Source organism: Brevundimonas lenta (genome assembly GCF_014196335.1).
Classification (GTDB): Bacteria; Pseudomonadota; Alphaproteobacteria; order Caulobacterales; family Caulobacteraceae; genus Brevundimonas; species Brevundimonas lenta.
Genome location: NZ_JACIDM010000002.1, coordinates 60,441 through 85,111, shown reverse-complemented (window position 1 = coordinate 85,111; position 24,671 = coordinate 60,441). Strand labels below are relative to the sequence as shown.

The following is a 24,671-nucleotide window of genomic DNA, read 5'->3' as shown; positions in this document are numbered from 1 at the left end:
CATGTCGGCCTATCCGCATGGTTATAGCCAGCCGACCGGCCGCTCTACCGGACGGGCTATTCATAAGCATTCGCAACTAGATGAAAAACCGCACCTCGCGGAGAGCGCGAGGAGTCTTCAACCGGGGTGCCTGAAGGCCCCCGGTGCCTAGCGGTTCAGACGACTTCCTTGAGCAGCGCAGCCGTGTAGCTGTCGACCCACAGGTTGCGGCGCCGGCGGCTGCGTTCGGCGTGATAGATGTGCGCCAGTTCAGCGTAGGACCGGTCGAAGTCGTCATTGACGAAGACGTAGTCGAAGTCGCCGCAGTGTTCGATCTCGCCCTTGGCGTTCTGGATGCGACGCTCGATGACGTCTTCAGCGTCCTGCGACCGGGTCACCAGGCGGCGGCGAAGCTCTTCCAGGCTCGGCGGCAGGATGAAGACCCGCACGGCGTCCTCCGGACATTTGACGGCGATGTCGCGCGCGCCCTGCCAGTCGATGTCGAACAGGACGTCACGGCCTTCGGCGAGGGCGCGGTCGATCGGGGCGCGCGGGCTGCCGTAGCGATTGCCGTGGACGTCGGCCCATTCGAGGAAGGCGTCCTCGTCGATCAGGCGCTGGAATTCGGCGTCGCTGACGAAGTGATAGTCGCGGTCGGCGACTTCGCCCGGACGGATGCCCCGCGTGGTCATCGAAACCGAAAGCTCCAGTCGCCCGTGATCCGCCATCAGCCGGCGGCACAGGCTGGTCTTGCCCGCGCCCGACGGGCTGGCGACGATCAGGAGGACACCCCGACGGGGCGTGTGTTCATTCGACATTCTGGACCTGCTCACGCAACTGCTCGATCACGGCCTTGAGCTCCAGGCCGATTCCGGTGAGCGCGGTCGTAGCCGATTTCGAGCAGAGGGTGTTCGCCTCCCTCATGAATTCCTGCATCAGGAAGTCGAGTTTCCGCCCGGCGGGGGGTTGCTGCAACAGCGTGCGGGCCGAGGCGACGTGTGCGGTCAGCCGATCCAGTTCCTCACGCACGTCCGCCTTGGTCGCCAGGGCGGCCGCTTCGAGGAAGATGCGCTCTTCGAGACCCGGCGCGTCCGGGGCCAGTTCGCTGATCCGGCGCGTGAAGCGATCCCGGATGGCCTCCACCTGGGCGGCGGCTTCGGTTTCCGCGGCGGCGACCAGGTGTTCGATCCGGTCGACGAAGCCTGTGATGACCGGCAGCAACTGCTCCCCTTCCCGCTCACGCGAGATCTTCAGGGCGTCCAGGGCCTGATCGATCGCCGCGGCGATGGCGGCCTCCAAGGGGCCGCGGGCCTCGATGTCGTCGGCGTCTTCAGGCGCTTCAAGCACGCCGCGCAGAGCCAGAAGGCCGTCGGCGGACGGCGGCGTCGCGCCCTCTTCGGCCAACTGGTTCGCCAGAACCAGATAGCGCGCGAGGATCGCTTCGTTGACCTTCAGCGAAGCGACCGCCTCAGACCGCTTCGCCTGCACGCCCAGGGTGACCTGACCGCGGCTCAGTCGCCCCTGCGCCGAGGCCTTGGCCAGACGCTCGAGATTGTCGAACCCCGGAGGGCCGCGGAAGCGGACTTCCAGATTGCGGCCGTTGACCGAGCGCGCCTCGACCGACCAGCTCCAGTCGCCGTCCGCGCCGTCCGCCCGACCGAAGCCGGTCATGCCCGAAAGCCGGGTCATTGAGCGGCCGCCGCGGGTTGGGCGGTCTGCGGGACGCGGATCACCCGGGCTCCGGGCGGTACGGTCACGCCTGCAGGAAGGCCCGTTTCCGGGTCCGGCGCCGCGACGGGGGGCTCCGGCGGCAGACCGGCGCGGCGGCGCTCGATTTCGCGCCAGCGGGCGACGTTCAGCAGATGCTCCTCATAGGTCCGCGCGAACGCATGGCCGCCGGTGCCATCGGCGACGAAGAACAGCTCGTCGGTCTGCGGCGGGTTGAGCACGGCGGCGATCGCCTCGCGTCCGGGATTGGCGATCGGCGTCGGGGGCAGGCCGTCGATCTGGTAGGTGTTCCAGTCGGTCTGCCGATCCAGTTCCGAGCGGCGAATGCCGCGCCCGAGCGGGCGGCCCTTGGTGATGCCGTAGACGATGGTCGGATCGCTCTCCAGCCGCATGCCGGCGCGCAGCCGGTTCGAGAAGATGGCGGCGACACGGGGACGCTCTGAGGCGACGCCGGTTTCTTTCTCCACGATCGACGCGAGGATCATGGCTTCGTCCGGCGTGCGCACCACGCTGTTGGGACCGCGCTGGGCCCACAGGCGGGCGAGATTGTCGTCCCGCGCGCGCTTCATACGGGCGATCACCGAGGCGCGGGTTTCACCGCGCGAAACTTCATAGGTGTCGGGCCACAATGTGCCCTCCTCAGGAACCGCCTCGACAGCGCCCGTCAGGATCGGCTGGTTCATCAGGATGTCCACCGCCTGAGCCGACGACCAGCCTTCCGGCAGGGTCACGTAGTGCCGAACCACCTTGCCCGAGACCAGAAGGATCAGCACGGAGCGCAGTGACGCCCGTGAGGGCACCTCATACTCGCCGGCGCGTAGCTTCCGGTCCGCGCCGGTCAGGGTGGCGGCGGCCTTGAACATGTCAGTGGAGCGGATCACGCCCGCCGCCTTCAGATTGGCGGCGATGGCGCTGACCCCTGCCCCGCTGGGCAGGCTGACGACGGTCGTGTCGCCCTCCCGCGCCGCCGGCCCGGGCGCGTAGAACACGCTCCACGCCGCGACCAGGGCGGCGATCAGGAACAGGCTGAAGGTCGCCGTGGCGGCCAGGAAGGCCGTTTTCCGGCCCGGGGGCGTCCGCTCGACCGAACGTCCGAACACTCAGACCACCTTCTTGAAGATGACACTGGCATTGGTGCCGCCGAAGCCGAAGCTGTTGGACATGGCGACGTCGATCTTCATGGGCTTGCCCTTGTGCGGGACCAGGTCGATGGCCGTCTCTTCCTCGGGATTGTCGAGGTTGATGGTCGGCGGGGCGATCTGGTCACGGATCGCCAGCACGCTGAAGATGGATTCGATGGCGCCGGCGGCGCCCAGCAGGTGGCCCGTCATCGACTTGGTCGAGGAGACGGCCAGGTTCTTCGCATGGTCGCCGACCAGTTGCTCGATAGCGTGCAGCTCGATCCAGTCAGCCATGGTCGAGGTGCCGTGGGCGTTGACGTAGTCGAGGTCCGACGGCTGCATGCCCGCGCGCTTCAGCGCCGCCTTCATGGCCCGCAGGCCACCCTCGCCGGTCTCTGACGGCGCGGTGATGTGGTAGGCGTCGCCGCTCATGCCATAGCCGACGACCTCGGCGTAGATCTTCGCACCGCGCGCCTTCGCGTGCTCGTATTCCTCCAGCACCATGATGCCGGCGCCCTCGCCCATGACGAAGCCCGCGTGGTCCTTGTCGTAGGGACGGCTGGCCTTCTCGGGCGTGTCGTTGAAGGCGGTGCACAGGGCCTTGCAGGCCAGGAAGCCGGCGATGCCGATCGGCACGATGGAGCTTTCCGCCCCGCCGCACACCATCACGTCAGCGTCGTCCAGGGCGATCATCCGCGCCGCATCGCCGATGGCGTGAGCGCCGGTGGCGCAGGCGGTGACCACGGAATGGTTCGGCCCCTTCAGGCCGTGACGAATCGAGATCTGTCCCGAGGTCAGATTGATCAGCGCCGACGGAATGAAGAACGGGCTGACCCGGCGGGGGCCCTGCTCCTTCAGGATGATGGCTGTGTCGGCGATGGGGCCGAGGCCGCCGATGCCGGAGCCGACCATGACGCCGGTGCGCTCGCGCTGCTCATCCGTTTCCGGCTTCCAGTTCGCATCGGCCAGCGCCTCGTCGGCGGCGGCGATGGCGTAGACGATGAAGTCGTCGACGCGCTTGCGATCCTTTGGCGACATGACCTTTTCGTGGTCGAACACGCCCGGTTCACCGGGCACGCCGCCGCCGCCGCGTCCGTCCACGGACGGAATTTCACCGGCAATGGTGCAGCCATAGCCTTCGGTGTCGAAATTGGTGATCGGGCCGATGCCCGAACGCCCTTCGACAATGCCCTTCCAGGTGTGTTCGACACCCCAGCCGAGCGGGGTCAGAAGGCCAAGGCCCGTGACGACGACGCGGCGCATGAGTCGCGCTCCTTACAGAATCCTGAGGCTTAAACAGTAATGGCCGCCGGACGGCCCCGCTAGGGGCGTCACGGCGGCCATCAAAGCCGTAAGTGGCTGGCGGCGATCAGCCGGCCAGCTTCTCGTCGATGAACTTCACGGCATCGCCGACCGTCTGGATGTGCTCGGCGGCGTCATCCGGGATCTCGATGTCGAACTCTTCCTCGAAGGCCATGACCAGTTCGACGTTGTCGAGCGAGTCAGCGCCCAGGTCGTCGATGAAGCTGGCCTTTTCGGTGACCTTGTCCGGATCGGCGTCCAGGTGGTCGATGACGATCTTGCGGACGCGTTCCAGGGTGTCGGACATTGTGTCTCTGCCTTCCAGTGCCGCCGAAGCGGGTGTTGTCTCAATCCTTGCCGTATGACGACGGCGACGGCGAAGCAAGCCTTCAACGAAGACTCACCCCGACCGGTTGCGAGGCGTGTAGCACAGCCGCGGGTCGGGAAAACAGCCTGTAGCCATCTGTGAGCGATCCGTGATCGACGGAGGCCGCATCCCAGGGCCGCCGTGTCAGGCGACGCGGCTCACAGCGAAATCGGCCAGACGCTCCAGCGCGTCGCGCCAGTCGCTTTCCGGCAGCGGGGCCAGCGAGGCGCGGGCCAGGTCCGCATAGTCCCAGGCGGTGTCGAGCGTGGCGCCGACCGCGCCGGTGCCGAAGACCAGCTCGCGGGCGCGCCGGAAGTCGTCCTCGGTCCGCTCGCCCTTGTTGATCGTGCGATCCCAGAACGCGTCCTCGCGCCCGGCGGTCCGTGCTGCAGCCAGCAGGAGCGGCAGGGTCACCTTGCCTTCGCGGAAGTCGTCGCCGGTGTTCTTGCCCAGTTTTTCCGACTGGCCGCCGTAATCCAGGGCGTCGTCCGCCAGCTGGAAGGCGAGGCCCAGGTTCATGCCGTAGGCGCGCAGGGCCTGAACCGCGGCCTCGTCCGCGTCGGCGCCGACAGCCCCGGCCTCAGCCGCTGCGGCGAACAGCTCGGCGGTCTTGGCCGCGATGATGCGCAGATAGGTTTCCTGATCGAGGTTTAGGTCGTGGGCGCGCGTCAGCTGCAGCACCTCGCCCTCGGAGATGACGCTGGAAGCCGTGGCGAGGATGCCCAACGCCCGCATACGGTCGGTCTCGACCATCAGTTCGAAGGCGCGGGCGAACAGGAAGTCACCGACCAGCACGCTGGACGGCGCGCCCCAGATCAGGTGGGCGGCGACCTTGCCCCGGCGCAGGTCCGAGCTGTCGACCACGTCGTCGTGCAGCAGGGTGGCGGTGTGAATGAACTCGACCGCCGCAGCCAGCTTCACCGGAGCCTCGATAGGCCCGGTCGCGCCCGAAGCGCGGGCGGCGGCGATCGTGAGGAGCGGGCGCAGGCGCTTGCCGCCGGCCGCGACGAGGTGATCGGCCAGCAGCGGAATCACCGGCACTTGGGACTGCATCCGCTCGACGATCAGGGCGTCGACCGCCGCCATATCGACCTTCGCCAGCCGAACCAGCGGCTCGACGTCTCCCTTGCGACGGGAATCGGCGACGGTGACAGCGTCCACGGAGAAACTCTTCAGGGGCCGGCGCGAGGGAGGATCACGCCTGAAAATCCGGCCGCCGCCTTGCCGGGCGACGATGCGGCGCACAATGGTGGCGGCGCCAACAAGGGTCAAGCCACGTGTCCGTCGCACCCGGGACTGAAATCATTTCTGAAATCGTCGAGAACGCCTTGCTGGGCGGCCGGGTGCGCCTGCGTCAACCGGCCAGGGGATATCGCGCCGGCATGGACGCCGCCCTGCTGGCCGCGGCCGTGGACCACGCAGGTGGTCAACGGTTGATAGAAGCCGGCTGCGGCGCAGGCGCCGTCCTGATGCAGATCGCGGCGCGGCGTCCGGACCTGGAGCTTGTCGGCCTGGAACGCGACACCGCTGCAGCGGCCTTGGCCCGCGAAAACGTCACGTTGAACAGCGCCCGCGCGGAAATCGTCGAAGGCGACGTGGCCGCAGGTTTTCGCGCGCTTGGTCTCGCGCCATTCGACTGGGCCGCCTCGAACCCGCCGTTCTTCGACGATCCGGGATCGCTCCGTGCGCCTGGACCGGGCAAGCGAGGGGCCTGGATGGCCGACGACGGTCTCGCGGCCTGGACCCGCTTCCTTCTCAAGGCTGTGCGCGAAGGGGGGCGGATTGTCGTCATTCATCGCGCCGATCGGCTGGCCGACCTCCTGGCCCTGCTGGGGGAGACTGCGGGTTCCTTCGCCATCCGGCCTATCCATCCGTTCGCCGATGAGCCGGCCAAGCGGGTGCTGGTGCGGGCCATCAAGACCGGCAAGGCGCCCCTGCGCATTCTGCCGCCGCTGATCCTCCATGATCGCGAAGGCGGCAAGCACACGCCCGAGGCCGAGGCCATCCTGCGCGGCGAAGCCGCCCTGCCCTTCTGATCCGCGTCGGCATCGGCTAAGCCGACGACATGACCCTGCGCCCCCTCTTCGTCACCCAGGTCTACGAATCCACCCTCGCCGGCTCGGCCGGGTTCGAGGCGTTCAACGCCGAGCTGGCCGACGCCTGCCGCATGCTGGCGGCCGAGGATCAGGCCGGCCGCCTGTGGTGCCGCGAGCATGGCTATCGCGGCTACACCTCATACGGCTCGCTGACCGACCTGCCGGTGAGGATGCCCGAATTCGCAGAACTGAAACGGCATCTCGACCGCCACGCCATCGCCTATGCAAAGGCGCTGAACTTCGACCTCGCCCGCAAGCCGCGGCTGGACAATCTGTGGGTCAATATTCTGAAGCCCGGCGGCGGCCATACCGGACATATCCATCCGCACGCCTTCCTGAGCGGCACCGTCTATGTCGAGGTCCCGGACGGCGCATCGGCGCTGAAGCTGGAAGACCCTCGCCTGCCGATGATGATGGCCCGCCCTGGCGTCCAGGCTGACGCGCCGGAGGCCGAGCGCCCCTTCGTCTACCTCGCGCCGCAGCCCGGCACGGTGCTGATGTGGGAAAGCTGGCTGCGCCACGAGGTGCCGCCGAACGCGGCCAAGGCCGAGCGTATCTCGATCAGCTTCAACTACGCCTGATCAGTCGCCGAGCCGGCGTCCGGCACGATCAACGTAGAGCCATAGGCCCGATCGGAGCCCGCCCACGATCGCAGCGGCAGCAAATGCCAAGACCGTCGCAACGCGATCGGATCGCCCCAGACACGACCACGAAAAGCCAGAAGGCCTAAGAAGACCCGAACCAGCAGACGAAACATCTTCAAGCGAAGCATGGGTAGCCATGCACCCGAAAGCTTAATCGAGGATCGCTCGCAAGCTCACGCGTGCCTCTGGACCTGCTTGTAACGGGCGGCGTTGCGTCTAACTGCGCCCTCCGGGTTTCGCCCGATAACATCGCGCTCCGATCCGCCGAAATTTGTGTCCGTCATCAACGCAGACGGAGCGCCAGCCGTGCAGATCAATCGCTGGACCAGAACCCTCGTCGCCGGAGCGATCCTGATCGGATGCGCCTCGGCCTCGCAGGAGCCGCCCGCCCCGCAAACGGAGACGATGACGCCGGCGCAGGAAGCAGAGGTCCGCGCCATTATGGCCGCCATCTACTTGCCGCGCGGCGCGGCGCCGAACAGCCTCGCCATCCTGCCCGCACCGCCCGAGCCCGGATCGGCGGCTCAGGCCCGCGACGACGCGGCGGCCCTGGAGGCGCAGGCCCTGCGCGGCACGCCCCGGTTTGCGCTCGCCGCCAGCGACGCCGACCTCAGCCTGCCGCACGCCATCCAGGCCTTCACCTGCGCCCTCGGCGTGGAGGTCAGCGAGGCCGCCACGCCCCACACCTACACACTGCTGCGCCGAACGATGGCGGACATCGGCCTGTCGACCTATCCGACCAAGACGAAATACCAACGCACGCGCCCCTTCGTGGTCACTTCGACTCCGACCTGCACCCCGGACGACGAGGCGTTCCTGCGCCACGACGGGTCCTATCCCTCGGGACACAGCGCCATCGGCTGGGGCTGGGCGCTCGTGCTCACCGAGGTCGCGCCGGAGCGCCAGAACGAGATACTGGCCCGCGGTCGCGCCTTCGGTCAGAGCCGTGTCGTCTGCAACGTCCACTGGCTCAGCGACACCGAGGAGGGCCGGGTCATGGCGTCCGCAACGGTCGCCCGGCTCCAGTCAGCGCCCGAATTCCGCGCTGATCTGGAAGCGGCGAGAGCCGAGATCACGGCCGCTCGCGCGGCGGGCTCCGCCCCCACCAACGACTGTGCTGCGGAGGCCGCCCAACTGGCCGGCTAACCCGCGCCGCGCCTTCAATCCGCCGTCCTGACCCGCTAGCGATTTGCCGAACGGCGCGGCGGTCGCTACATCCCGCGCCAACCTCCCCATCCGATCCGACGACAGGGCGCACCGCACCTCATGGCGCAGCAATACATTTTCCAGATGCAGGGCCTCACCAAGGCCTTCCCCGGCGGCAAGAAGATCTTCGAGAACATCTGGCTGAGCTTCTACTCCGACGCCAAGATCGGCGTGGTCGGGGTCAACGGCTCGGGCAAGTCGACCCTGCTGAAGATCATGGCGGGGCTGGACAAGGAATTTAACGGCGAGGCCAAGGCCGCCGACGGCATCAAGCGCGGCTACCTGGAGCAGGAGCCCCAGCTGGATCCGGCGCTGACCGTGCGTCAGAACGTCGAGGCGTGGTGCGAAGAGAAGCAGTGGGTCAACCGCTTCAACGAGGTCGCCGCCGAACTCGGTGAGAACTACACCGACGAACTGATGGAGGAGATGACCGCCCTCCAGGAGAAGATCGACGCCGGCGACGTCTGGGACATCGACAGCCGCATCGAAATGGCCATGGACGCCCTGCGCTGCCCGCAGGACGACTGGATGACCACCAATCTGTCGGGTGGTGAGAAGCGCCGCGTGGCCCTGGCCCGCCTGCTGCTGTCCAAGCCCGACATGCTGCTGCTCGACGAACCGACCAACCACCTGGACGCCGAGTCGGTGGCCTGGCTGCAGCACCACCTGGAAAACTTCCCGGGCTGCGTCATCCTGGTGACCCACGACCGCTACTTCCTGGACCTGGTGACCAAGTGGACGCTGGAGCTGGACCGCGGCAAGGGCCACCCGCACGAGGGCAACTACTCCTCGTGGCTGGAAGCCAAGACCAAGCGCGTCGTGCAGGAGCAGTCGGAATCGGAAGCCCGCCAGCGCGCCCTCACCCGCGAACTGGAATGGGTCCGCTCGGGCGCCAAGGCCCGTCAGGCCAAGTCCAAGGCCCGCCTGGCCGCCTATGAGAAGATGGTCGCCGAGCAGGAGAACCAGCGCGGCGCCCAGACCCACGCCGTCATCCAGATCCCGCCCGGCCCGCGCCTCGGCAACGTCGTCCTCGAGGTCGAGAACCTCGAGAAGGAGTACGGCGACAAGATCCTGTTCAAGGGCCTGACGTTCAAGCTGCCGCCCAACGGCATCGTCGGCGTCATCGGCCCCAACGGCGCCGGCAAGTCGACGCTGTTCCGCCTGATCACCGGCCAGGAGACCCCGGACGCCGGTTCGATCCGCGTCGGCGAGACGGTCAAGCTGGCCTATGTCGACCAGTCGCGCGACGACCTGAAGCCGGACGAGACGATCTGGCAGGCCATCTCGGGCGGCACCGACATCATGATGGTCGGCAAGCGCGAGATTAACAGCCGCGCCTACGTCGGCAGCTTCAACTTCAAGGGCGGCGACCAGCAGAAGAAGGTGGGGCAGCTCTCTGGGGGTGAACGAAATCGCGTGCACCTGGCCAAGACCCTGGCCTCGGGCGGCAACCTGATCCTGCTCGACGAACCGACCAACGACCTGGACATCGAGACGCTGCAGAACCTCGAGGAGGCCCTGGAGGAGTTTGCCGGCTGCGCCGTGGTCATCTCCCACGACCGCTGGTTCCTGGACCGTCTGGCCACCCACATCCTCGCCTTCGAGGGCGACAGCCACGTCGAATGGTTCGAAGGAAACTTCGAGGCCTACGAGGAAGACAAGAAGCGCCGCCTCGGCACCGACGCCCTGATCCCGCACCGGATCAAGTTCCAGAAGTTCGGCCGCTAGATACAACTACGACCGTTTCTGACGTATCAAACGGGTAGATTGGCGACATCCTGCACAGGAGGTCGCCAATGCCCCGCAAAAAACCGAAGGTCCGCGCGCCCTACAAGATGGTCAGCCCCCCGACGTGGGAGCTGGCCCGCGCGGCCTATCTGGGCGGCATGACCGCCGAAGCGGTGGCCGAAAAGTACGACATCGGGCTGCACAACCTGCGCCAGACGATCGCCCGCAAGGGCTGGAGCAAGCGCGCGCTGGCCGACGCCCGGGCGCTGGCCGGACCCGGCGGCCCGCCCGTGCCCGCGCCGGTCGCCGCCACGCCCCCCTCCCCCGAGCCGGCTTCCCCGCCAGCCCCGCCCATCACCGTCGACATGATCCTGCGCTCCATCCTGGACGTCGCCATGGTCCGCGCGGGCAAGGCCATTATCGCCGGAACAGGGGCCGAGGCCTCCGCCCTGATAAAGGCGACACGGGAGTGGGTGACGCTGAACGCCGAGGTCGTGACGGCTCGCGCTGAAGTTCCAGAGACCGGAGCGCCGCTGGAGGGGTTCTCGCCAGGCGATCAGGCCACCGTCAGGGAGCAGGTCGCGCTTCTGCTGATGCAGGAGAGCTGGGCGAAAAAGACCTGAGAACTAACAAAACCCTACTTGCTGACACCGGTATCCCGGATCAAGCTGGGCCGTTGGGGCAGTGCGCGTGGTTTGCAGAACTCCCTGTGCGTGATTTCGGGCCGGGGGCCCGCCAGGGGGACGACCATGCCTACGATCAACGGCGACGCCGGCAACAATGCGCTGACCGGCGAAAGCGGCGCCGACACCATCAACGGCCTGGACGGCAACGACGCGCTCGACGGGCTGGAGGGCAACGACACCCTTAATGGCGGCGCAGGTCACGACATCCTGTTCGGCTACACCGGCGACGACCGCCTGAACGGCGACGACGGCGACGACATCCTCGAAGGCGAGGCCGGGAACGACATCCTCAACGGCGGCGCCGGCTTCGACATCGCCAGCTATCTGAACGCGACCGCCAGCGTGACCGTGAACCTGGGTCTGCCGAGCCAGAATACGGGCACATCGACCGGGACCGACACGTTCACGAGCATCGAGGGCGTCTACGGATCGGCCTTCAACGACGTGCTGACGGGCGACGGCGGCGCCAACCTGCTGGACGGGGCGGAGGGCGCCGACCGCCTGTCGGGCGGCGGCGGCGACGATATTCTTCAGGCGATGGGCGCCGAAGTCGTCGCCGGGGACTGGTTCAGCGGCGGCGAAGGATTCGACACCCTGCTGCTGCTTGACGGGGCTCGCCTCAACCTGGCGACCATCGGCGCCGATATCGAGGCGCTTGTCTCGGATACCGGAGGCTCCATCGGCGCCGGCCAGCTGGACAATTTCGTCTACATCGACACCGCAAGCCTGACCCTGAACGTCGCCGGCGTCGCCGACCTGCGCGGCGTGGACGTCTACACGCCGGAATTCTATCTCAGCGTCGCGGGCGTCACCCTGAACCTGGACGGCAACACCTTCAACGCCCACAATATCCGCGGCAGCAGCGGCGCCGACGTCGTGTACGGCGGCGCGTTGAACGACAAGATCGAGGGGAATGGCGGAAACGATATCCTCGCCGGCGGCGCGGGCGACGATCAGATTCTGGCCGCGGGCGGCGCCGACCGCCTGTCAGGCGATGCGGGCGACGATTTCCTGAGCGGCTTCGCCGGCGACGACGTCCTTGAGGGCGGCGACGGCAAGGATCGACTGGCCGGCGGCGATGGCGCGGACATCCTTCGCGGCGGCGCGGGCGACGACAGCCTCTTCGACTTCCAGGAGGACGGCAGCGACCATCTGTACGGCGGCGACGGGAACGACCGCCTCGAGCTCTCCCTCAGCTTCTACCATCAACCTGGCACGCCGATCCCCGCGGACGTCAACGTGATCGACGGCGGCGACGGCGACGATGTCTTCGTTCTGGGCGGCACGCCTGTCGGGTCGATGTCCTACACCCTGCACGGCGGAGCCGGCGTCGACCGGATCGACATCGGCATCACCAATCAAAACGCGGACTACACCTCGATAATCTTTGACGGCTTTGAGGAGCTTGTCGGCACAGAGGGTGGCCGGTTCACCGCGGCGCAGCTTGACCAGTTCACCTACTTTTATACCGGCTACGGCAACAACAGGATTGTGACGGTCGCCAGCGCCGGCACGGTCGATGTGCGCGACGCCACCGCTTTCACCAGCCGCGTCGCGTTCGGTGTGGGGGGCGTGAACTTCACCGCCGAAGGGTCGCAACTCTATTTCACCATCTTCGGCAGCACGGGCAGCGACACCTTCACCGGAGGACTCGGCGCCGACACCGTCACCGGCGGGGCCGGAAACGACCGGCTGGATGGCGGAGCCGGGAGCACCGGCGACGTAGCCATTTTCAGCGGTCCGCAATCGCAATACTCATACCTCAACCTCGCCGACGGCTGGATCCAGGTGACGGGCCCCGACGGCGTGGATCTGATCCGCAACTTCAGCAGGCTGGAATTCGGCGACTTCACCTATTTGACCCTGGCGCCGGGTCTGACGCACTTCGGCCAGGCCGCCGGAGAGACGGTGAACGGGACCGCGTTGCGCGACACCATCAACGGTCAGGGCGGCAATGACGTCCTGCGCGGCTTCGAAGGCAACGATTACCTGGACGGCGGGGCCGGCGACGACCGGCTGGAAGGCGGCGCGGGCAGCAACAGCCTGGACGGCGGCGCAGGCAACGACATTATCGACGGGGGCAACAGTCTCGCCGGTTACGCCTCGGGCGGCGACGGCAATGACTGGTTCGCCAATGTCGCGGCGGCCAACGGCGGAGCCGGTGACGACAGCTACATCGGCATCGCCGAGATCTATGGCGAAGACAGCGCGAGCGGAACGGATTCCTACTATTCGTTCGCGGCCAGCACCTCGCTGACCTACGGCCTCCAGTACATCGAGAACCTGTATTTCAGCTGGGATGGTTCTCAGACGCCGTTCGGCGTCGGACATCAGGTGCATGCAAGCCACGTCGGCACCGGCAACGAGCGGGCCAACATCATTGTCGGCGCCAGCGCCGGCGATCAGCTGTACGGCATGGGCGGCGCGGATGTGCTGCAGGGCCAGGGCGGAAACGACACCCTGGAAGGCGGCGACGGCACGGATACCGCGGTCTTCCGCGGCGCACGTTCGGCCTACACCATCACCGCCACCAGCTTCGGCGCCATCGTGTCCGGCCCCGACGGCGTCGACACCCTGACCGGCATCGAGCGCCTTCAATTCGACGACGGACTGTACAGCCTCGCCGGCGCGCCGCTCCCGTCAACCACCAACGGCACCGCAGGCGCCGATACGATCAACGGAACCGCCGGAGTCAACACGGTCTACGGCGAGGGCGGCGACGACACCATCAGGGGCGCGGCCGGCGACGACATCATCGACGGCGGCGCCGGAACGGACACGGCGGTCTTCTCGGGCCTGCGCTCGGCCTATTCGATCACGACCATCAGCGGGGTGACCACGGTCACCGGACCGGACGGCTCGGACACCCTGACGAATGTCGAGCGCCTCCAGTTCGACGACGGGCTGTTCCTGTGGAACGGGGCGCCGGTTCCGATGGCCATCAACGGCACGTCGGACGGCGACATCATCGTGGCCAATGCAGGCTCCGATATCGTGGCCGCGGGAGACGGCGACGATGTCATCACAGGCGCGGCGGGCGATGATCTGATCGACGGCGGCGCGGGCACCGACACGGCGATCTTCACCGACGCCCCGACGACCGTCACGGTCGAGGGCGGCGTGGTCACGGTCACAGGCCCCGACGGAACCGATATCCTGACCAGCGTCGAGCGCCTGCGTTTCGGCGCCATGGAGGTCAGTGTCCAGGCGCTGCTGGCGAACAGCAGGTTTGGCTCCTCGACGGGCGAAACCCTGGTCGGCGGCTCGTCTTCCGAGGCCCTGTTCGGCCTTGCGGGCGACGACACCCTGAACGGCGCCGGCGGCGACGACACCCTGAACGGCGGCGCCGGCGTGGATGTCCTGAATGGCGGCGCCGGCTTTGACACGGTCGACTACGGCTCGGCCGCATCCGGCGTGACCGCCCGCCTCGACATCCTGCGCGCGACCAATGACGGCGACGGCGGGACCGACACCTTCTACCTGGTCGAGGCGATCACGGGTTCGGCCTTCAACGACCTGCTGGTCGGCGGCATCGGGGACAACACGTTGCGCGGCGGGCTCGGCGCCGACCTCCTGCTGGGTCAGGACGGCAACGACACCCTTTGGGGCGGCTCAGGCGTCAGCAACACCCTGCAGGGCGGGCTGGGCGACGACCGCTATGTGCTGGAGGCGCTGGATTCGGTGGTCGAGGTCGCCGGCCAGGGCACGGATACGGTGGAGGCGCGCATCAACGCCTACAACCTGGCCAACAACGTCGAGAACCTGATCTACGGCGGGACGGGCGCCTTCTCCGGCACGGGCAACGCCCTGAACAACGTCATGACCGGCGGGGCGGGCGACGACCTGCTGCGCGGCCGCGGCGGGATCGACAGCCTGGTCGGCGGATCGGGCATCGACACGGCCGATTACTCCCAGGCCGCGGCGGGCGTCCACGCGCGGCTCGACGTCATGCGCGCCGTCAACGACGGCGACGGGGCGACCGATACCTACACCTCGATCGAGGCCATCCTCGGCTCGGCGTTCAACGACACCCTCGTCGGCGGCGTGCTGGGCGACCGTCTGTCCGGCGGTCTCGGCGCCGACACGCTGCTGGGCATGCTGGGCGATGACGTGCTGGCGGGCGGCCAGGGCCTGGCCAACCAGTTGCAGGGCGGTCTGGGCGACGACCTCTATGTGCTGGACGCCTACGACACCATCGTCGAGCTGGCGGGTGAAGGCATCGACACCATCGAGGCCCACGTCGGCGCGCACGTCATGGCGGCCAATGTCGAAAAGATGTTCTACGTCGGGAACAACAAATTCTACGGCACCGGAAACGCCGGCGACAACATTATCACCGGCGGCGTCGGCGACGACATCCTGAAGGGGATGGGCGGGTTCGACCAGCTGTTCGGCGGCGCAGGTCAGGACGAGGTCCAGGTGCGGGGGAGCAAGGCCCAGTACGCCATCTTCGCCGAGGGCGCCGGTTACCGCATCGTCGATCTCGTCGCCGGCCGGGACGGCGCGATCTACGTCGAGAGCATCGAAACGCTGCGCTTCATGACCGGCAACACCAAGACGGTGCTGACCTACGGCGCCGCGGCGACCCCGGATCTGTCGGCCAAGGGTGCGGGCCCGCTGGTCTCGCCGATGCTGGCCGACGACGCCTTCGTGCTGCCGGCGCTGGACGACAAGGCGGGGCCGCAGGTGCTGCCCGTTCAGGACGAGCTGGCCTTCGAGGGCGCGGGCTCCGGCGGCGCGAGCGGCATGGAGACGGGCTTCCACGGCTTCGCCGACGCGCCGCTGTTCATCGGCGGGATGTTTGGGCCGCACATGGACGGCCACGCCCACGACGGCTGGATCGTCTGACGCGTGAGGGCGCCGCGGGGCCGCCCGGTCAGCGGCTATCGCGCACCACGCGGGTGTTGCCGTGCGCCCCGGTGACGCGAACCCGGTCGCCAGGACGGAAATCACGCACGTCGCCGGGCTGAACCACGGCGATGGTCTGGTTGTTGTCGAGTTCCACGACCAGTTCGACGCCGCTGGTGTTCTGCGACCCCTGCATCGCGCTGCCGACGGCGGCGCCGGCGACGCCGCCCGCCACGGCGCCTGCGGTGTTGGCGGCCGTGCCGCTGCCGATCTGCGATCCGGCGAGACCGCCGAGGATCGCGCCGGTCGTCGTGCCGACACGGGTCTGGCCGGGACGGATGTCGACCGCCCGGACGCTGACCACCTCGCCGAAGGACACCGGCTGCGCGCGCATCGTTTCGCTCGAGCCGAAGGACCCCGGCGTCTGCGAAGGCGTGCAGGCGGCCGCGAAGAGGGCGACCGAGGCGACGGATACGAGAGCAATGGTTTTCATGGGGGAGGCTCCTCTCATCATGCATGAGGTGCCCGGGCGCGGGCCGGCACTCCATCGGGTGAAGACCGGAGTGGGACCCTGGATTGTGCGGAGACGTACGCTAACCGCCGCTCGCGCGGGCGGGCGGGCCTGATGTACAGTCCCCGCATGACCTCCCGCCCTGCCCTGCTCATCATGCAGCGCCACCTGGCGCCCCTGACGGCCTTTCTCGAAGGGACGTACGACGTGTACCGGTTCTGGGAAGGGCCGCCGGTGGAGGCGGCGCACGATATCCGGGCGCTGGTGGTGGCGGGCGAGTTCCCGCTGGACAAGCACCTGATCGAGAGCCTGCCGAACCTGTCGCTGATCGCCTGTTTCACCTCGGGCTATGACGGGATCGACGTCGACTGGTGCCGCGCGCGCGGGCTGCCGGTCACCCATGCCCCCGGGGTCAATCACGAGGACGTCGCCGATCACGCCATCGGCCTGGTGCTGGCGGCGCGGCGCGGGATCGCGGCGGGCGACCGGGCCCTGCGTGCGGGCGCGTGGACGCCGGACTCGAAACTGATCACGCCGTCGCTGAAGGATCAGCGGCTGGGCGTCGTGGGCCTGGGGGCCATCGGCGAGGCGGTCGCCCGGCGGGCGCAGGCGCTGCGCATGCCGGTGCAGTGGTGGGGACCGCGCGACAAGGCGGCGGACTGGCCGCGGGCCGCGTCGCTGCTGGATCTGGCGCGCGACAACGACATTCTGGTCGTCGCCTGCCGGGCCGACGAGAGCAATCGCGGGCTGATCTCGAAGGCCGTCATCGAGGCGCTGGGGCCTCAGGGCCTGCTGGTGAACGTCGCGCGGGGTCAGCTGGTCGACGAGACGGCGCTGATCGCGGCGCTGAAGGACGGCCGGCTGGGCCAGGCCGCGCTCGACGTGTTCGAGGATGAGCCGACCGATCCGGCGCGCTGGGCCGACGTGCCGAACACCGTGCTGACGCCGCATACCGGCGGGGCGACGACCGAGGCGGTGCAGGGCATGCTGGTGCTGCTGATGCAGAACCTGCAGGCGGCCTTCGCCGACGAGCCGCTGAAGACGCCTGTTCCGGACTAGCGCCCGCCGGGCGCGTCCGGCGTCGGCATGGGCATGGGATCGGCCGAAGGCATGGGGGGCATCTGCACCTGCGCCGGCCGCGGGGCCTGGGGCAGTTCGTCGTCCGACAGGCGGCCGTCGCCGTTGACGTCCATGCGCGCGAAGGTCCGGGCGGCCCCGGCGCTCAGCTCCTCCTGGCTGACCCGCGCGTCACGGCTGGAGTCCGACTGCGAGACCATGGCGCGGATGCGCGAGCCGCCGCGCGAGGCGACCTCGCCCTGGCTCAGGAAGGCCAGTTCGTCGCCGGTGATGGCGCCGTCCTGATTGGCGTCCAGGCGGCCGAACAGGCGATCCGCCCACGGCTGCACCTCGTCGCTGGTGCGAGGCAGGCCCATACCGCCGCGTTGCTGCTGCGGCGCCGCGCCCGGTGGCGGGGTCTGCGCCAGCGCAGCGCCGGAGAGCGCGGAGAGAAGCACCGCCGCGGAGGCGGCCGACAGGGTCTGGCGAAGGGTCATCAGAGGCATGCCATGCAGGGTGGCTGATGAAACGCAGATTGTTCCCGGATCCGGCGGCTGACCAGCGCTTTTTCCTTGCCTGATCACATAAGGATATCCTTATATAAGGATATGTCGTTCAACGCTGACCAGACCGTCGAGGCCCTCCGCGCCGTGGGCGAACCCACCCGTTTGCGGGTCCTCTCACTGCTGGCCGGCGACGAACTGTCGGTGATGGAGCTGTCGCGGATTCTGGAGCAGAGCCAGCCGCGGGTTTCGCGCCACCTGAAGCTGATGGTCGACGCCGGTCTGATCGAGCGGTTTCCCGACGGCGCCCGCGTCTTCTACCGGCTGTCGTCCGACCTGCCCGCGCGACGGCTGATCGACACGGTTCTGGACCTGCTGGACGACGCCGCCGGCGAGGCGGATGACCGCCGCCTGGACGACGTGCGCCGCGACCGCGAGGCCGCCGCCAGCGCCTATTTCGAGCGCGTCGCGCCGCAGTGGGACCGTATCCGGTCGCTGTACGTCTGCGAGACGGCGGTCGAGGCGGCGATCCTGGAGGCGGCGGGCGACGGGCCGTTCGAACGGGTGGTCGATCTGGGCACAGGATCCGGCCGGATGCTGACCCTGCTGGGCAAGAAGGCGCGCATGTCGGTGGGGCTGGATCTCAGCCAGAACATGCTCAACATCGCCCGCACCAACGTCGCCCGGGCGGGCCTGGACAAGGTCGAACTGCGCCACGGGGACATCTTCTCCACCCGCCTGCCGCAACACAGCGCCGACCTGGTGCTGGTGCACCAGGTGCTGCACTACCTCGCCGATCCCGCCTCCGCCGTCGCCGAGGCCGCGCGACTGGTGGCGCCGGGCGGACGGCTGCTGATCGTCGACTTCGCCCCCCACGCGCTGGAGCACCTGCGCGAGGAGCATCAGCACCGGCGGCTGGGCTTCGCCGACGACGAGATGCGGCGCTGGCTGGGCGAGGCGGGACTCAAACCGAGCGAGCCGGTCGCCCTGCCCCCGGACACCGAAGGCCTGACCGTGTCGATCTGGACCGCCGAACGCCCCTCCGTCGCCGAAGCGAGCGCGGCATGACCGCCCCTGCCCTCAGCCTCGCCGAAGCCCGCGCCCTGCTGCTGTCGCCGCTGGGTCCCGTGGCCCGCGCCGGACAGGACGCCTCGCGCCCGCGCGTCTCGTTCGAATTCTTCCCGCCAAAGACCGACGAGGCCGAAGCCAATCTGTGGAAGGCGGTCACCCGACTGGCCCCGCTGCAGCCGGACTTCGTCTCGGTGACCTACGGCGCCGGCGGATCGACGCGGGAACGTACGCACCGCACCGTGCAGCGCATTCTGGGCGAGACCTCGCTGACGCCGGCCGCGCACCTGACCTGCGTCGAGGCCAGTCGCGACGAGGTCGACGCGGTGATCGACGGCTATCACGCCGCCGGGGTGCGCCACATCGTGGCCCTGCGCGGCGATCCGCCGGGCAGCAACGGCATCGGCGGGGTCTATGCGCCGCGCGCCGACGGCTACGCCAACGCCACCGAACTGACGGCCGCGGTGGCGCGCCGGGGCGGGTTCGAGATCAGCGTCGGCTGCTACCCCGAAGGCCATCCGGAAAGCCCGTCGGCGGCCCACGACACCGACGTGCTGAAGGCCAAGGTCGACGCCGGGGCGACGCGGGCGATCAGCCAGTTCTTCTTCGACATCGACGCCTTCCTGCGCTTCCGCGACCGGGTGCGCGCGGCGGGGGTCGAGGTTCCCCTGATCCCGGGCATTATGCCGGTGACCAATTTCGCCGGGCTGAAGCGGATGTCCGCGACCTGCGGCGCGGCGGTGCCAGGCTGGCTGGCGGCGCATTTCGACGGGCTGGACGACGATCCGGAGACCCGCAAGCTGATCGCCGCCTCCGTGGCCGCCGAGACCTGTGCGCGGCTGCAGGAGGAAGGCTTCGCCGACTTCCACTTCTACACCCTGAACCGGGCCGATCTGGTCTACGCCATCTGCCGGGTGCTGGGCGTGCGTGAGCAGAAGGCCGAAGCATGAGCCGCGCCGACCGCATTGCCGCGCTGCATCAGGCCGCGAAGGAGCGCATCCTCGTGCTGGACGGCAGCTGGGGCGTGATGATCCAGCGCCGCGAGCTGTCGGAGGCCGAGTTCCGCGGCGCGCGCTTCGCCGACCATCCGGTGCAGATGAAGGGCAATAACGACATCCTGTGCCTGACCCGGCCGGACGTCATCTCCGACCTGCACGACCAGTATTTCGCCGCCGGCGCCGACATCACCGAGACCAACACCTTCTCGGCCACGACGATCGCCCAGGAAGACTACAGCCTGGCGCCGCAGGACGTGTTCGACCTGAACCTGGCCGGCGCTCAACTCGCCCGGGCCGAAGCCGACCGCTGGACCGCGAAGGAGCCGCACAAGCCGCGCTTCGTGGCCGGAGCCATCGGGCCGCTGAACAAGATGCTGTCGATGTCGTCGGACGTGAACGATCCCGGCGCGCGGCTGGTGACCTTCGACCAGGTCTATGAGGCCTATCGCCAGCAGGTGCTGGCCCTGCACGAGGGCGGGGTCGACCTGTATCTGATCGAAACCATCACCGACACGCTGAACTGCAAGGCGGCGATCAAGGCCATCCTGGACCTTCAGGACGAGGGGCTGGAGGCCCTGCCGATCTGGATTTCGGGCACCATCGTAGACCGGTCGGGGCGGACCCTGTCGGGGCAGACGGCCGAGGCCTTCTGGCACAGCGTGCGCCACGCCAAGCCGTTCGCCGTGGGCTTCAACTGCGCCCTGGGCGGCGAGCTGATGCGGCCGTTCATCGCCGAGCTCGCCCGCGTCGCCGACACCCTCGTCGCCGCCTACCCCAACGCCGGCCTGCCCAACGCCATGGGCCAGTACGACGAGCAACCGCACGAGACCGCGCACTTCATCGAGGAGTGGGCGAAGTCCGGCCTGGTCAACATCGTCGGCGGCTGTTGCGGCACCACGCCGGAGCACATCCGGCACGTAGCGGAAGAGGTGGCGGGCGTGACGCCGCGGGCGATCCCGGAGCGGCCCACGGCTATGCGTCTGTCGGGTCTGGAACCATTCGAGCTGGTGGCGTGACCAAGCCCGCCTTCAACTTCGCCGATCCCGGGTTCGTCGCCGGATACGTCGAGAAGGGCCCGCGCGCCTTCATGCCGGGTCAACCCGGCGTGCTGCAGATGGCGGGCATCCTGCTGGCCGAGCGCATGCCGCACGACGGCCATGTGCTGGTCGTCGGCGCCGGCGGCGGACTGGACACCCAGGCGCTGGCCAAGGCCGGCCCCGACTGGCGGTTCACCGGCGTTGATCCTGCCGGAAAAATGCTCGATCTCGCCCGCCACATCCTCGGCGAGGAGACGATGCGGCGCGTCGAGCTGATCGAGGGCGGCGTCGAAGCGGCGCCTGCGGGTCCCTTCGACGGCGCGACCATGATCCTGGTGCTTGGCATCCTGCCCGACGACGGCGCGAAGCTGGCGACGCTCAAGGACATCCGCCGCCGCCTGAAGCCGGGCGCGCCCTTCGTCCTGGTCGATCGCTGCGACAGCGCCGACAATCCGCAGTTCGACCGCAACATGGACCGCTACGTCGCCTTCGCGGCGGCCAACGGCGTCGATCCGGAGACGCTGAAGAACGCCCGGGCCAGCCATCGCGGCAATCCCGGCCTGGCGACCGCAGCCCGCGACGAGGCCCTGCTGGCCGAAGCCGGCTTCGGCGACATTGAGCATTTCTATCACGCCATGAACTGGCACGGCTGGGTGGCCTACGCGTGATGCCCAATTCGGAAATCAATGCGTTCCAGCGCTTCCGGGAAGAAGCGAGGCGGTTCGTCGACAAACATCCTGTCTGCGCAATCAACCATGAGTCCGAGAAGGCCATTCTTCTGAGACTCGGCGAAGGAGAGGACATGTCTCTCCTCGACGCAGGCATCGGCAGTTTCGAATTGCGGATCAGCAGCGGCCAAGGGCTAGACTTCGAGCCACTGCGGAACGAGCGTGATGTGGAACGGGCGCTCGCTCTTTGCGATGCGGTTGTGGCTGGCCGAGGCGTCTCTCTAACCGGACCAAACGGCTATCCGACCCGCTCGTGGGTTTTCCTGGCCAGCCGGGGCTTCAAGGAAGCTGTTACGACCACGGCCGTGTCCATCACGTCATGGCGTCGTGCCCGGTCGATCAGGAAAAGCCTGTGGCGGCGCAGTCGGCTGCCTGTTCTGTTGAACGAGTCCGCCTGATGCGTCCCACCTTCATCAACGTCGGCGAGCGGACCAACGTCACCGGCTCGGCCAAATTCCGCAAGCTGGTGGTCGAGGGCGACTATGCCGGGGCGTTGGCCGTGGCGCGGCAGCAGGTCGAGGCGGGCGCCTCGGTCATCGACATCAACATGGATGAGGGCCTGCTGGACGGCGTCGTCGCCATGCGGACCTTCCTGAACCTGATCGCGGCCGAACCGGACATCGCCCGCGTGCCGGTGATGATCGACTCCTCCAAATGGGAGGTGATCGAGGCCGGCCTGAAATGCGTCCAGGGCAAGCCGATCGTGAACTCGATTTCGATGAAGGCCGGCGAGGCGGAGTTCCGCGAACAGGCCGTCAAATGTCTGCGCTACGGGGCCGCCGTGGTGGTCATGGCCTTCGACGAGATCGGCCAGGCCGACACCGCCGCGCGCAAGATCGAGATCTGCACCCGCGCCTATCGCATCCTGGTGGACGAGGTCGGCTTCCCGCCCGAGGACATCATCTTCGATCCCAACATCTTCGCCGTGGCGACGGGGATCGAGGAGCACGACAACTACGCCGTCGACTTCATCGAGGCGACGCGCGCGATCAAGGCGACCCTGCCCTTCGCCCGCGTGTCGGGCGGGGTGTCGAACGTGTCGTTCAGCTTCCGCGGCAACGAGCCGGTCCGGCGGGCGATCCACTCGGTCTTCCTGTACCACGCCATCCAGGCGGGCATGGACATGGGCATCGTCAACGCCGGCGACCTGCCGGTCTATGACGACATCGATCCGAAGCTGCGCGAGGCGGTCGAGGACGTGATCCTGAACCGGCCGCAGCGGACAAACGTGTCCAACACCGAGCGGCTGGTGGACATGGCGCCCGACTACAAGGGCGAGAAGGGCGCGGCGCGGGTCGTGGACCTGAAGTGGCGCGACGCCCCGGTCGGCAAACGCATCGAGCACGCCCTGGTCAACGGCATCACCGACTGGATCGAGGCCGACACCGAGGAGGCGCGGCTGTCGGTCGAACGCCCGCTGCACGTCATCGAAGGCCCGCTGATGGACGGGATGAACGTCGTCGGCGATCTGTTCGGCTCGGGCAAGATGTTCCTGCCGCAGGTGGTCAAGTCGGCGCGGGTGATGAAGCAGGCCGTGGCCTGGCTGGAGCCCTTCATGGAGGCCGAGAAGACCGGCAAGCCGAGGAAGCAGGCCGGGCGCATCCTGATGGCCACGGTGAAGGGCGACGTCCACGACATCGGCAAGAACATCGTCGGCGTCGTGCTCCAGTGTAACAACTACGAGGTCATCGACCTCGGCGTCATGGTTCCGGCGGACCGGATCCTGGACGAGGCCGAGAAGCACAAGGTCGACATCGTCGGCCTGTCGGGCCTGATCACGCCGTCGCTGGACGAGATGACGTTCGTGGCGCGCGAGATGGAGCGGCGCGGCTTCAACATTCCGCTGCTGATCGGCGGCGCGACGACCAGCCGGACGCACACGGCGGTGAAGATCGAGCCGGGCTATCACAGCGGATCGACCACCTATGTGATCGACGCCAGCCGCGCCGTGGGCGTGGTGTCGGGCCTGCTGTCGCCGACCGACAGGGCGAAGAACGAGGCGGCGACGCGCGACGAATACATCCGCATTCGCGAGCAGTTCGCGCGCGGCCAGGAGGTGAAGGCGCGGGCGGCCCTGCCGGCGGCGCGGGCCAATCGCTTCCGGCCGGATGCGGCGACGCCCCTGCCCCCGCGCCCATCCTTCCTCGGCGTGCGGGCGTTCGACGCCTGGGATCTGGGCGATCTGGCCAGCTACATCGACTGGACGCCCTTCTTCGCCAGCTGGGAGCTGATCGGCCGCTATCCGCTGATCCTCGAGGACGAGATCGTCGGCGAGGCGGCCAAGGACCTGTTCGCCGACGCCCAGGCGATGCTGAAGCGGATCGTGGAGGAGAAATGGTTCACCGCCCGGGGCGTGGTCGGCTTCTGGGCCGCCAATGCGCGCGGCGACGACATCGTGGTGTGGACCGACGAGATGCGGACGGTCGAGCTGGCGCGCTTCCACGGCCTGCGGCAGCAGATCGCCAAGACCAACGGCAAGCCGAACCTGTGCCTGTCGGACTTCGTGGCCGAGGACGGCGACGACTGGCTGGGCGCCTTCGCGGTCACCGCCGGGCATGGCGAACTGGAGATCGCCAAACGGTTCAAGGACGCCGGCGACGACTATTCGTCGATCATGGCGACGGCCCTGGCCGACCGGCTGGCGGAGGCGTTCGCCGAGGCGCTGCACAGGAAGGTGCGGACCGAACTGTGGGGCCATGCGCCGGACGAGGCGACCACGGTCGAGGAGCTGATCGCCGAGGCCTATGAAGGCATCCGGCCGGCGCCGGGCTATCCGGCCCAGCCCGATCACACGGAAAAGGCGACGCTGTTCAATCTGTTGCAGGCGGAAACGAACGCCGGGATGCAGCTGACGGAGAGCTTCGCCATGACCCCGCCGGCGTCGGTGTCAGGGCTCTATTTCGGCCATCCGGGCAGCCACTATTTCGGCGTCGGCAAGATCGATCGCGACCAGGTCGAGGACTACGCCCGGCGCAAGGGATGGGACGTCGCCACCGCCGAGCGGTGGCTGGCCCCGATCCTCAACTACGATCCGGCGGCCGCGCGGCGCAGCGACGCGGCCTGAC

At 68.3% G+C, this 24,671-nt stretch carries 21 protein-coding genes; 13 read left to right on the top strand and 8 right to left on the bottom strand.

All coding sequences use genetic code 11. The features are described from left to right. Window positions 1–155 precede the first annotated feature (155 nt). From gmk to GGR12_RS07875, 6 genes are all read right to left on the bottom strand, one after another. Entirely contained in the window at window positions 156–797 is a 642-nt protein-coding gene (gene gmk / locus GGR12_RS07900) for a guanylate kinase (protein ID WP_183203886.1), read from the bottom strand. Then, window positions 787–1,668: a YicC/YloC family endoribonuclease gene (locus tag GGR12_RS07895; protein ID WP_183203885.1), complete on the bottom strand. Its 882-nt coding sequence runs from the start codon at window positions 1,666–1,668 to the stop codon at window positions 787–789. The genes gmk and GGR12_RS07895 overlap by 11 nt, the downstream gene beginning before the upstream one ends. Next, the gene (mltG, locus tag GGR12_RS07890) at window positions 1,665–2,807 is read right to left on the bottom strand and encodes an endolytic transglycosylase MltG (RefSeq protein WP_183203884.1); all 1,143 of its coding nucleotides are present in this window, start codon (window positions 2,805–2,807) and stop codon (window positions 1,665–1,667) included. Before mltG ends, GGR12_RS07895 begins: the two co-directional genes overlap by 4 nt. Next, entirely contained in the window at window positions 2,808–4,091 is a 1,284-nt protein-coding gene (gene fabF / locus GGR12_RS07885; protein ID WP_183203883.1) for a beta-ketoacyl-ACP synthase II, read from the bottom strand. Between the two features lie 106 nt (window positions 4,092–4,197). Continuing rightward, window positions 4,198–4,437 carry an acyl carrier protein gene (locus tag GGR12_RS07880; protein WP_092312098.1) on the bottom strand — a complete coding sequence of 80 codons (240 nt, stop codon included), beginning with the start codon at window positions 4,435–4,437 and terminating at the stop codon, window positions 4,198–4,200. A gap of 204 nt (window positions 4,438–4,641) precedes the next feature. Further along, a complete protein-coding gene (locus GGR12_RS07875; protein ID WP_183204848.1) occupies window positions 4,642–5,583 on the bottom strand; it encodes a polyprenyl synthetase family protein in 942 nt (313 codons plus the stop codon). A gap of 191 nt (window positions 5,584–5,774) precedes the next feature. Here GGR12_RS07875 and GGR12_RS07870 point away from each other — a divergent pair, with 191 nt between their 5' ends. From GGR12_RS07870 to GGR12_RS16715, 6 genes are all read left to right on the top strand, one after another. Then, the gene (locus GGR12_RS07870) at window positions 5,775–6,533 is read left to right on the top strand and encodes a tRNA1(Val) (adenine(37)-N6)-methyltransferase (protein ID WP_425486215.1); all 759 of its coding nucleotides are present in this window, start codon (window positions 5,775–5,777) and stop codon (window positions 6,531–6,533) included. A 29-nt stretch (window positions 6,534–6,562) separates the two neighbouring features. After that, window positions 6,563–7,174 carry a TIGR02466 family protein gene (locus tag GGR12_RS07865; RefSeq protein WP_183203882.1) on the top strand — a complete coding sequence of 204 codons (612 nt, stop codon included), beginning with the start codon at window positions 6,563–6,565 and terminating at the stop codon, window positions 7,172–7,174. Window positions 7,175–7,543: 369 nt separating this feature from the next. Beyond that, entirely contained in the window at window positions 7,544–8,383 is an 840-nt protein-coding gene (locus tag GGR12_RS16830; RefSeq protein WP_221212300.1) for an acid phosphatase, read from the top strand. A gap of 120 nt (window positions 8,384–8,503) precedes the next feature. Continuing rightward, window positions 8,504–10,171 carry an energy-dependent translational throttle protein EttA gene (ettA, locus tag GGR12_RS07855; protein WP_183203881.1) on the top strand — a complete coding sequence of 556 codons (1,668 nt, stop codon included), beginning with the start codon at window positions 8,504–8,506 and terminating at the stop codon, window positions 10,169–10,171. A gap of 68 nt (window positions 10,172–10,239) precedes the next feature. After that, a complete protein-coding gene (locus GGR12_RS07850; protein ID WP_183203880.1) occupies window positions 10,240–10,794 on the top strand; it encodes a hypothetical protein in 555 nt (184 codons plus the stop codon). A gap of 126 nt (window positions 10,795–10,920) precedes the next feature. Continuing rightward, entirely contained in the window at window positions 10,921–15,705 is a 4,785-nt protein-coding gene (locus GGR12_RS16715; RefSeq protein WP_183203879.1) for a beta strand repeat-containing protein, read from the top strand. Window positions 15,706–15,733: 28 nt separating this feature from the next. Here the strand turns inward: GGR12_RS16715 and GGR12_RS07840 are convergent, their stop codons facing one another. Then, a complete protein-coding gene (locus GGR12_RS07840) occupies window positions 15,734–16,198 on the bottom strand; it encodes an outer membrane lipoprotein (protein WP_183203878.1) in 465 nt (154 codons plus the stop codon). A gap of 147 nt (window positions 16,199–16,345) precedes the next feature. Here GGR12_RS07840 and GGR12_RS07835 point away from each other — a divergent pair, with 147 nt between their 5' ends. Next, on the top strand, window positions 16,346–17,275 hold the full coding sequence (locus GGR12_RS07835; RefSeq protein WP_183203877.1) for a 2-hydroxyacid dehydrogenase: 930 nt from the start codon (window positions 16,346–16,348) through the stop codon (window positions 17,273–17,275). On the opposite strand, the gene GGR12_RS07830 is transcribed toward GGR12_RS07835, so the two are convergent. Next, window positions 17,272–17,769 carry an EF-hand domain-containing protein gene (locus GGR12_RS07830; protein WP_183203876.1) on the bottom strand — a complete coding sequence of 166 codons (498 nt, stop codon included), beginning with the start codon at window positions 17,767–17,769 and terminating at the stop codon, window positions 17,272–17,274. The two genes, GGR12_RS07835 and GGR12_RS07830, sit on opposite strands and share 4 nt — an antisense overlap. A gap of 111 nt (window positions 17,770–17,880) precedes the next feature. Between GGR12_RS07830 and GGR12_RS07825 the strand changes: the two genes are divergently transcribed. The 6 genes from GGR12_RS07825 to metH are packed head-to-tail and all read left to right on the top strand — an operon-like array spanning window position 17,881 to window position 24,670. Then, window positions 17,881–18,843: an ArsR/SmtB family transcription factor gene (locus GGR12_RS07825; RefSeq protein WP_183203875.1), complete on the top strand. Its 963-nt coding sequence runs from the start codon at window positions 17,881–17,883 to the stop codon at window positions 18,841–18,843. Further along, entirely contained in the window at window positions 18,840–19,793 is a 954-nt protein-coding gene (metF, locus tag GGR12_RS07820; RefSeq protein ID WP_183203874.1) for a methylenetetrahydrofolate reductase [NAD(P)H], read from the top strand. The genes GGR12_RS07825 and metF overlap by 4 nt, the downstream gene beginning before the upstream one ends. Next, entirely contained in the window at window positions 19,790–20,857 is a 1,068-nt protein-coding gene (locus tag GGR12_RS07815; protein ID WP_183203873.1) for a homocysteine S-methyltransferase family protein, read from the top strand. Before metF ends, GGR12_RS07815 begins: the two co-directional genes overlap by 4 nt. Then, on the top strand, window positions 20,854–21,546 hold the full coding sequence (locus tag GGR12_RS07810; RefSeq protein WP_221212299.1) for a methyltransferase domain-containing protein: 693 nt from the start codon (window positions 20,854–20,856) through the stop codon (window positions 21,544–21,546). Before GGR12_RS07815 ends, GGR12_RS07810 begins: the two co-directional genes overlap by 4 nt. Continuing rightward, window positions 21,546–22,004, top strand: coding sequence for a hypothetical protein (locus tag GGR12_RS07805; protein ID WP_183203872.1), 459 nt, complete (start codon window positions 21,546–21,548; stop codon window positions 22,002–22,004). The genes GGR12_RS07810 and GGR12_RS07805 overlap by 1 nt, the downstream gene beginning before the upstream one ends. Beyond that, window positions 21,926–24,670: a methionine synthase gene (gene metH, locus GGR12_RS07800; protein ID WP_183203871.1), complete on the top strand. Its 2,745-nt coding sequence runs from the start codon at window positions 21,926–21,928 to the stop codon at window positions 24,668–24,670. Before GGR12_RS07805 ends, metH begins: the two co-directional genes overlap by 79 nt. Window position 24,671 lies beyond the last annotated feature (1 nt).

Bases quoted from the DNA above. Each gene is read 5' to 3' on its own strand.
- gmk (WP_183203886.1), bottom strand. From the start codon at position 797: ATGTCGAATGAACACACGCCCCGTCGGGGTGTCCTCCTGATCGTCGCC.
- GGR12_RS07895 (WP_183203885.1), bottom strand. From the start codon at position 1,668: ATGACCCGGCTTTCGGGCATGACCGGCTTCGGTCGGGCGGACGGCGCG.
- fabF (WP_183203883.1), bottom strand. From the start codon at position 4,091: ATGCGCCGCGTCGTCGTCACGGGCCTTGGCCTTCTGACCCCGCTCGGC.
- GGR12_RS07880 (WP_092312098.1), bottom strand. From the start codon at position 4,437: ATGTCCGACACCCTGGAACGCGTCCGCAAGATCGTCATCGACCACCTG.
- GGR12_RS07875 (WP_183204848.1), bottom strand. From the start codon at position 5,583: ATGGCGGCGGTCGACGCCCTGATCGTCGAGCGGATGCAGTCCCAAGTG.
- GGR12_RS07865 (WP_183203882.1), top strand. From the start codon at position 6,563: ATGACCCTGCGCCCCCTCTTCGTCACCCAGGTCTACGAATCCACCCTC.
- ettA (WP_183203881.1), top strand. From the start codon at position 8,504: ATGGCGCAGCAATACATTTTCCAGATGCAGGGCCTCACCAAGGCCTTC.
- GGR12_RS07850 (WP_183203880.1), top strand. From the start codon at position 10,240: ATGCCCCGCAAAAAACCGAAGGTCCGCGCGCCCTACAAGATGGTCAGC.
- GGR12_RS16715 (WP_183203879.1), top strand. From the start codon at position 10,921: ATGCCTACGATCAACGGCGACGCCGGCAACAATGCGCTGACCGGCGAA.
- GGR12_RS07840 (WP_183203878.1), bottom strand. From the start codon at position 16,198: ATGAAAACCATTGCTCTCGTATCCGTCGCCTCGGTCGCCCTCTTCGCG.
- GGR12_RS07835 (WP_183203877.1), top strand. From the start codon at position 16,346: ATGACCTCCCGCCCTGCCCTGCTCATCATGCAGCGCCACCTGGCGCCC.
- GGR12_RS07830 (WP_183203876.1), bottom strand. From the start codon at position 17,769: ATGACCCTTCGCCAGACCCTGTCGGCCGCCTCCGCGGCGGTGCTTCTC.
- GGR12_RS07825 (WP_183203875.1), top strand. From the start codon at position 17,881: ATGTCGTTCAACGCTGACCAGACCGTCGAGGCCCTCCGCGCCGTGGGC.
- metF (WP_183203874.1), top strand. From the start codon at position 18,840: ATGACCGCCCCTGCCCTCAGCCTCGCCGAAGCCCGCGCCCTGCTGCTG.
- GGR12_RS07815 (WP_183203873.1), top strand. From the start codon at position 19,790: ATGAGCCGCGCCGACCGCATTGCCGCGCTGCATCAGGCCGCGAAGGAG.
- GGR12_RS07805 (WP_183203872.1), top strand. From the start codon at position 21,546: ATGCCCAATTCGGAAATCAATGCGTTCCAGCGCTTCCGGGAAGAAGCG.
- metH (WP_183203871.1), top strand. From the start codon at position 21,926: ATGGCGTCGTGCCCGGTCGATCAGGAAAAGCCTGTGGCGGCGCAGTCG.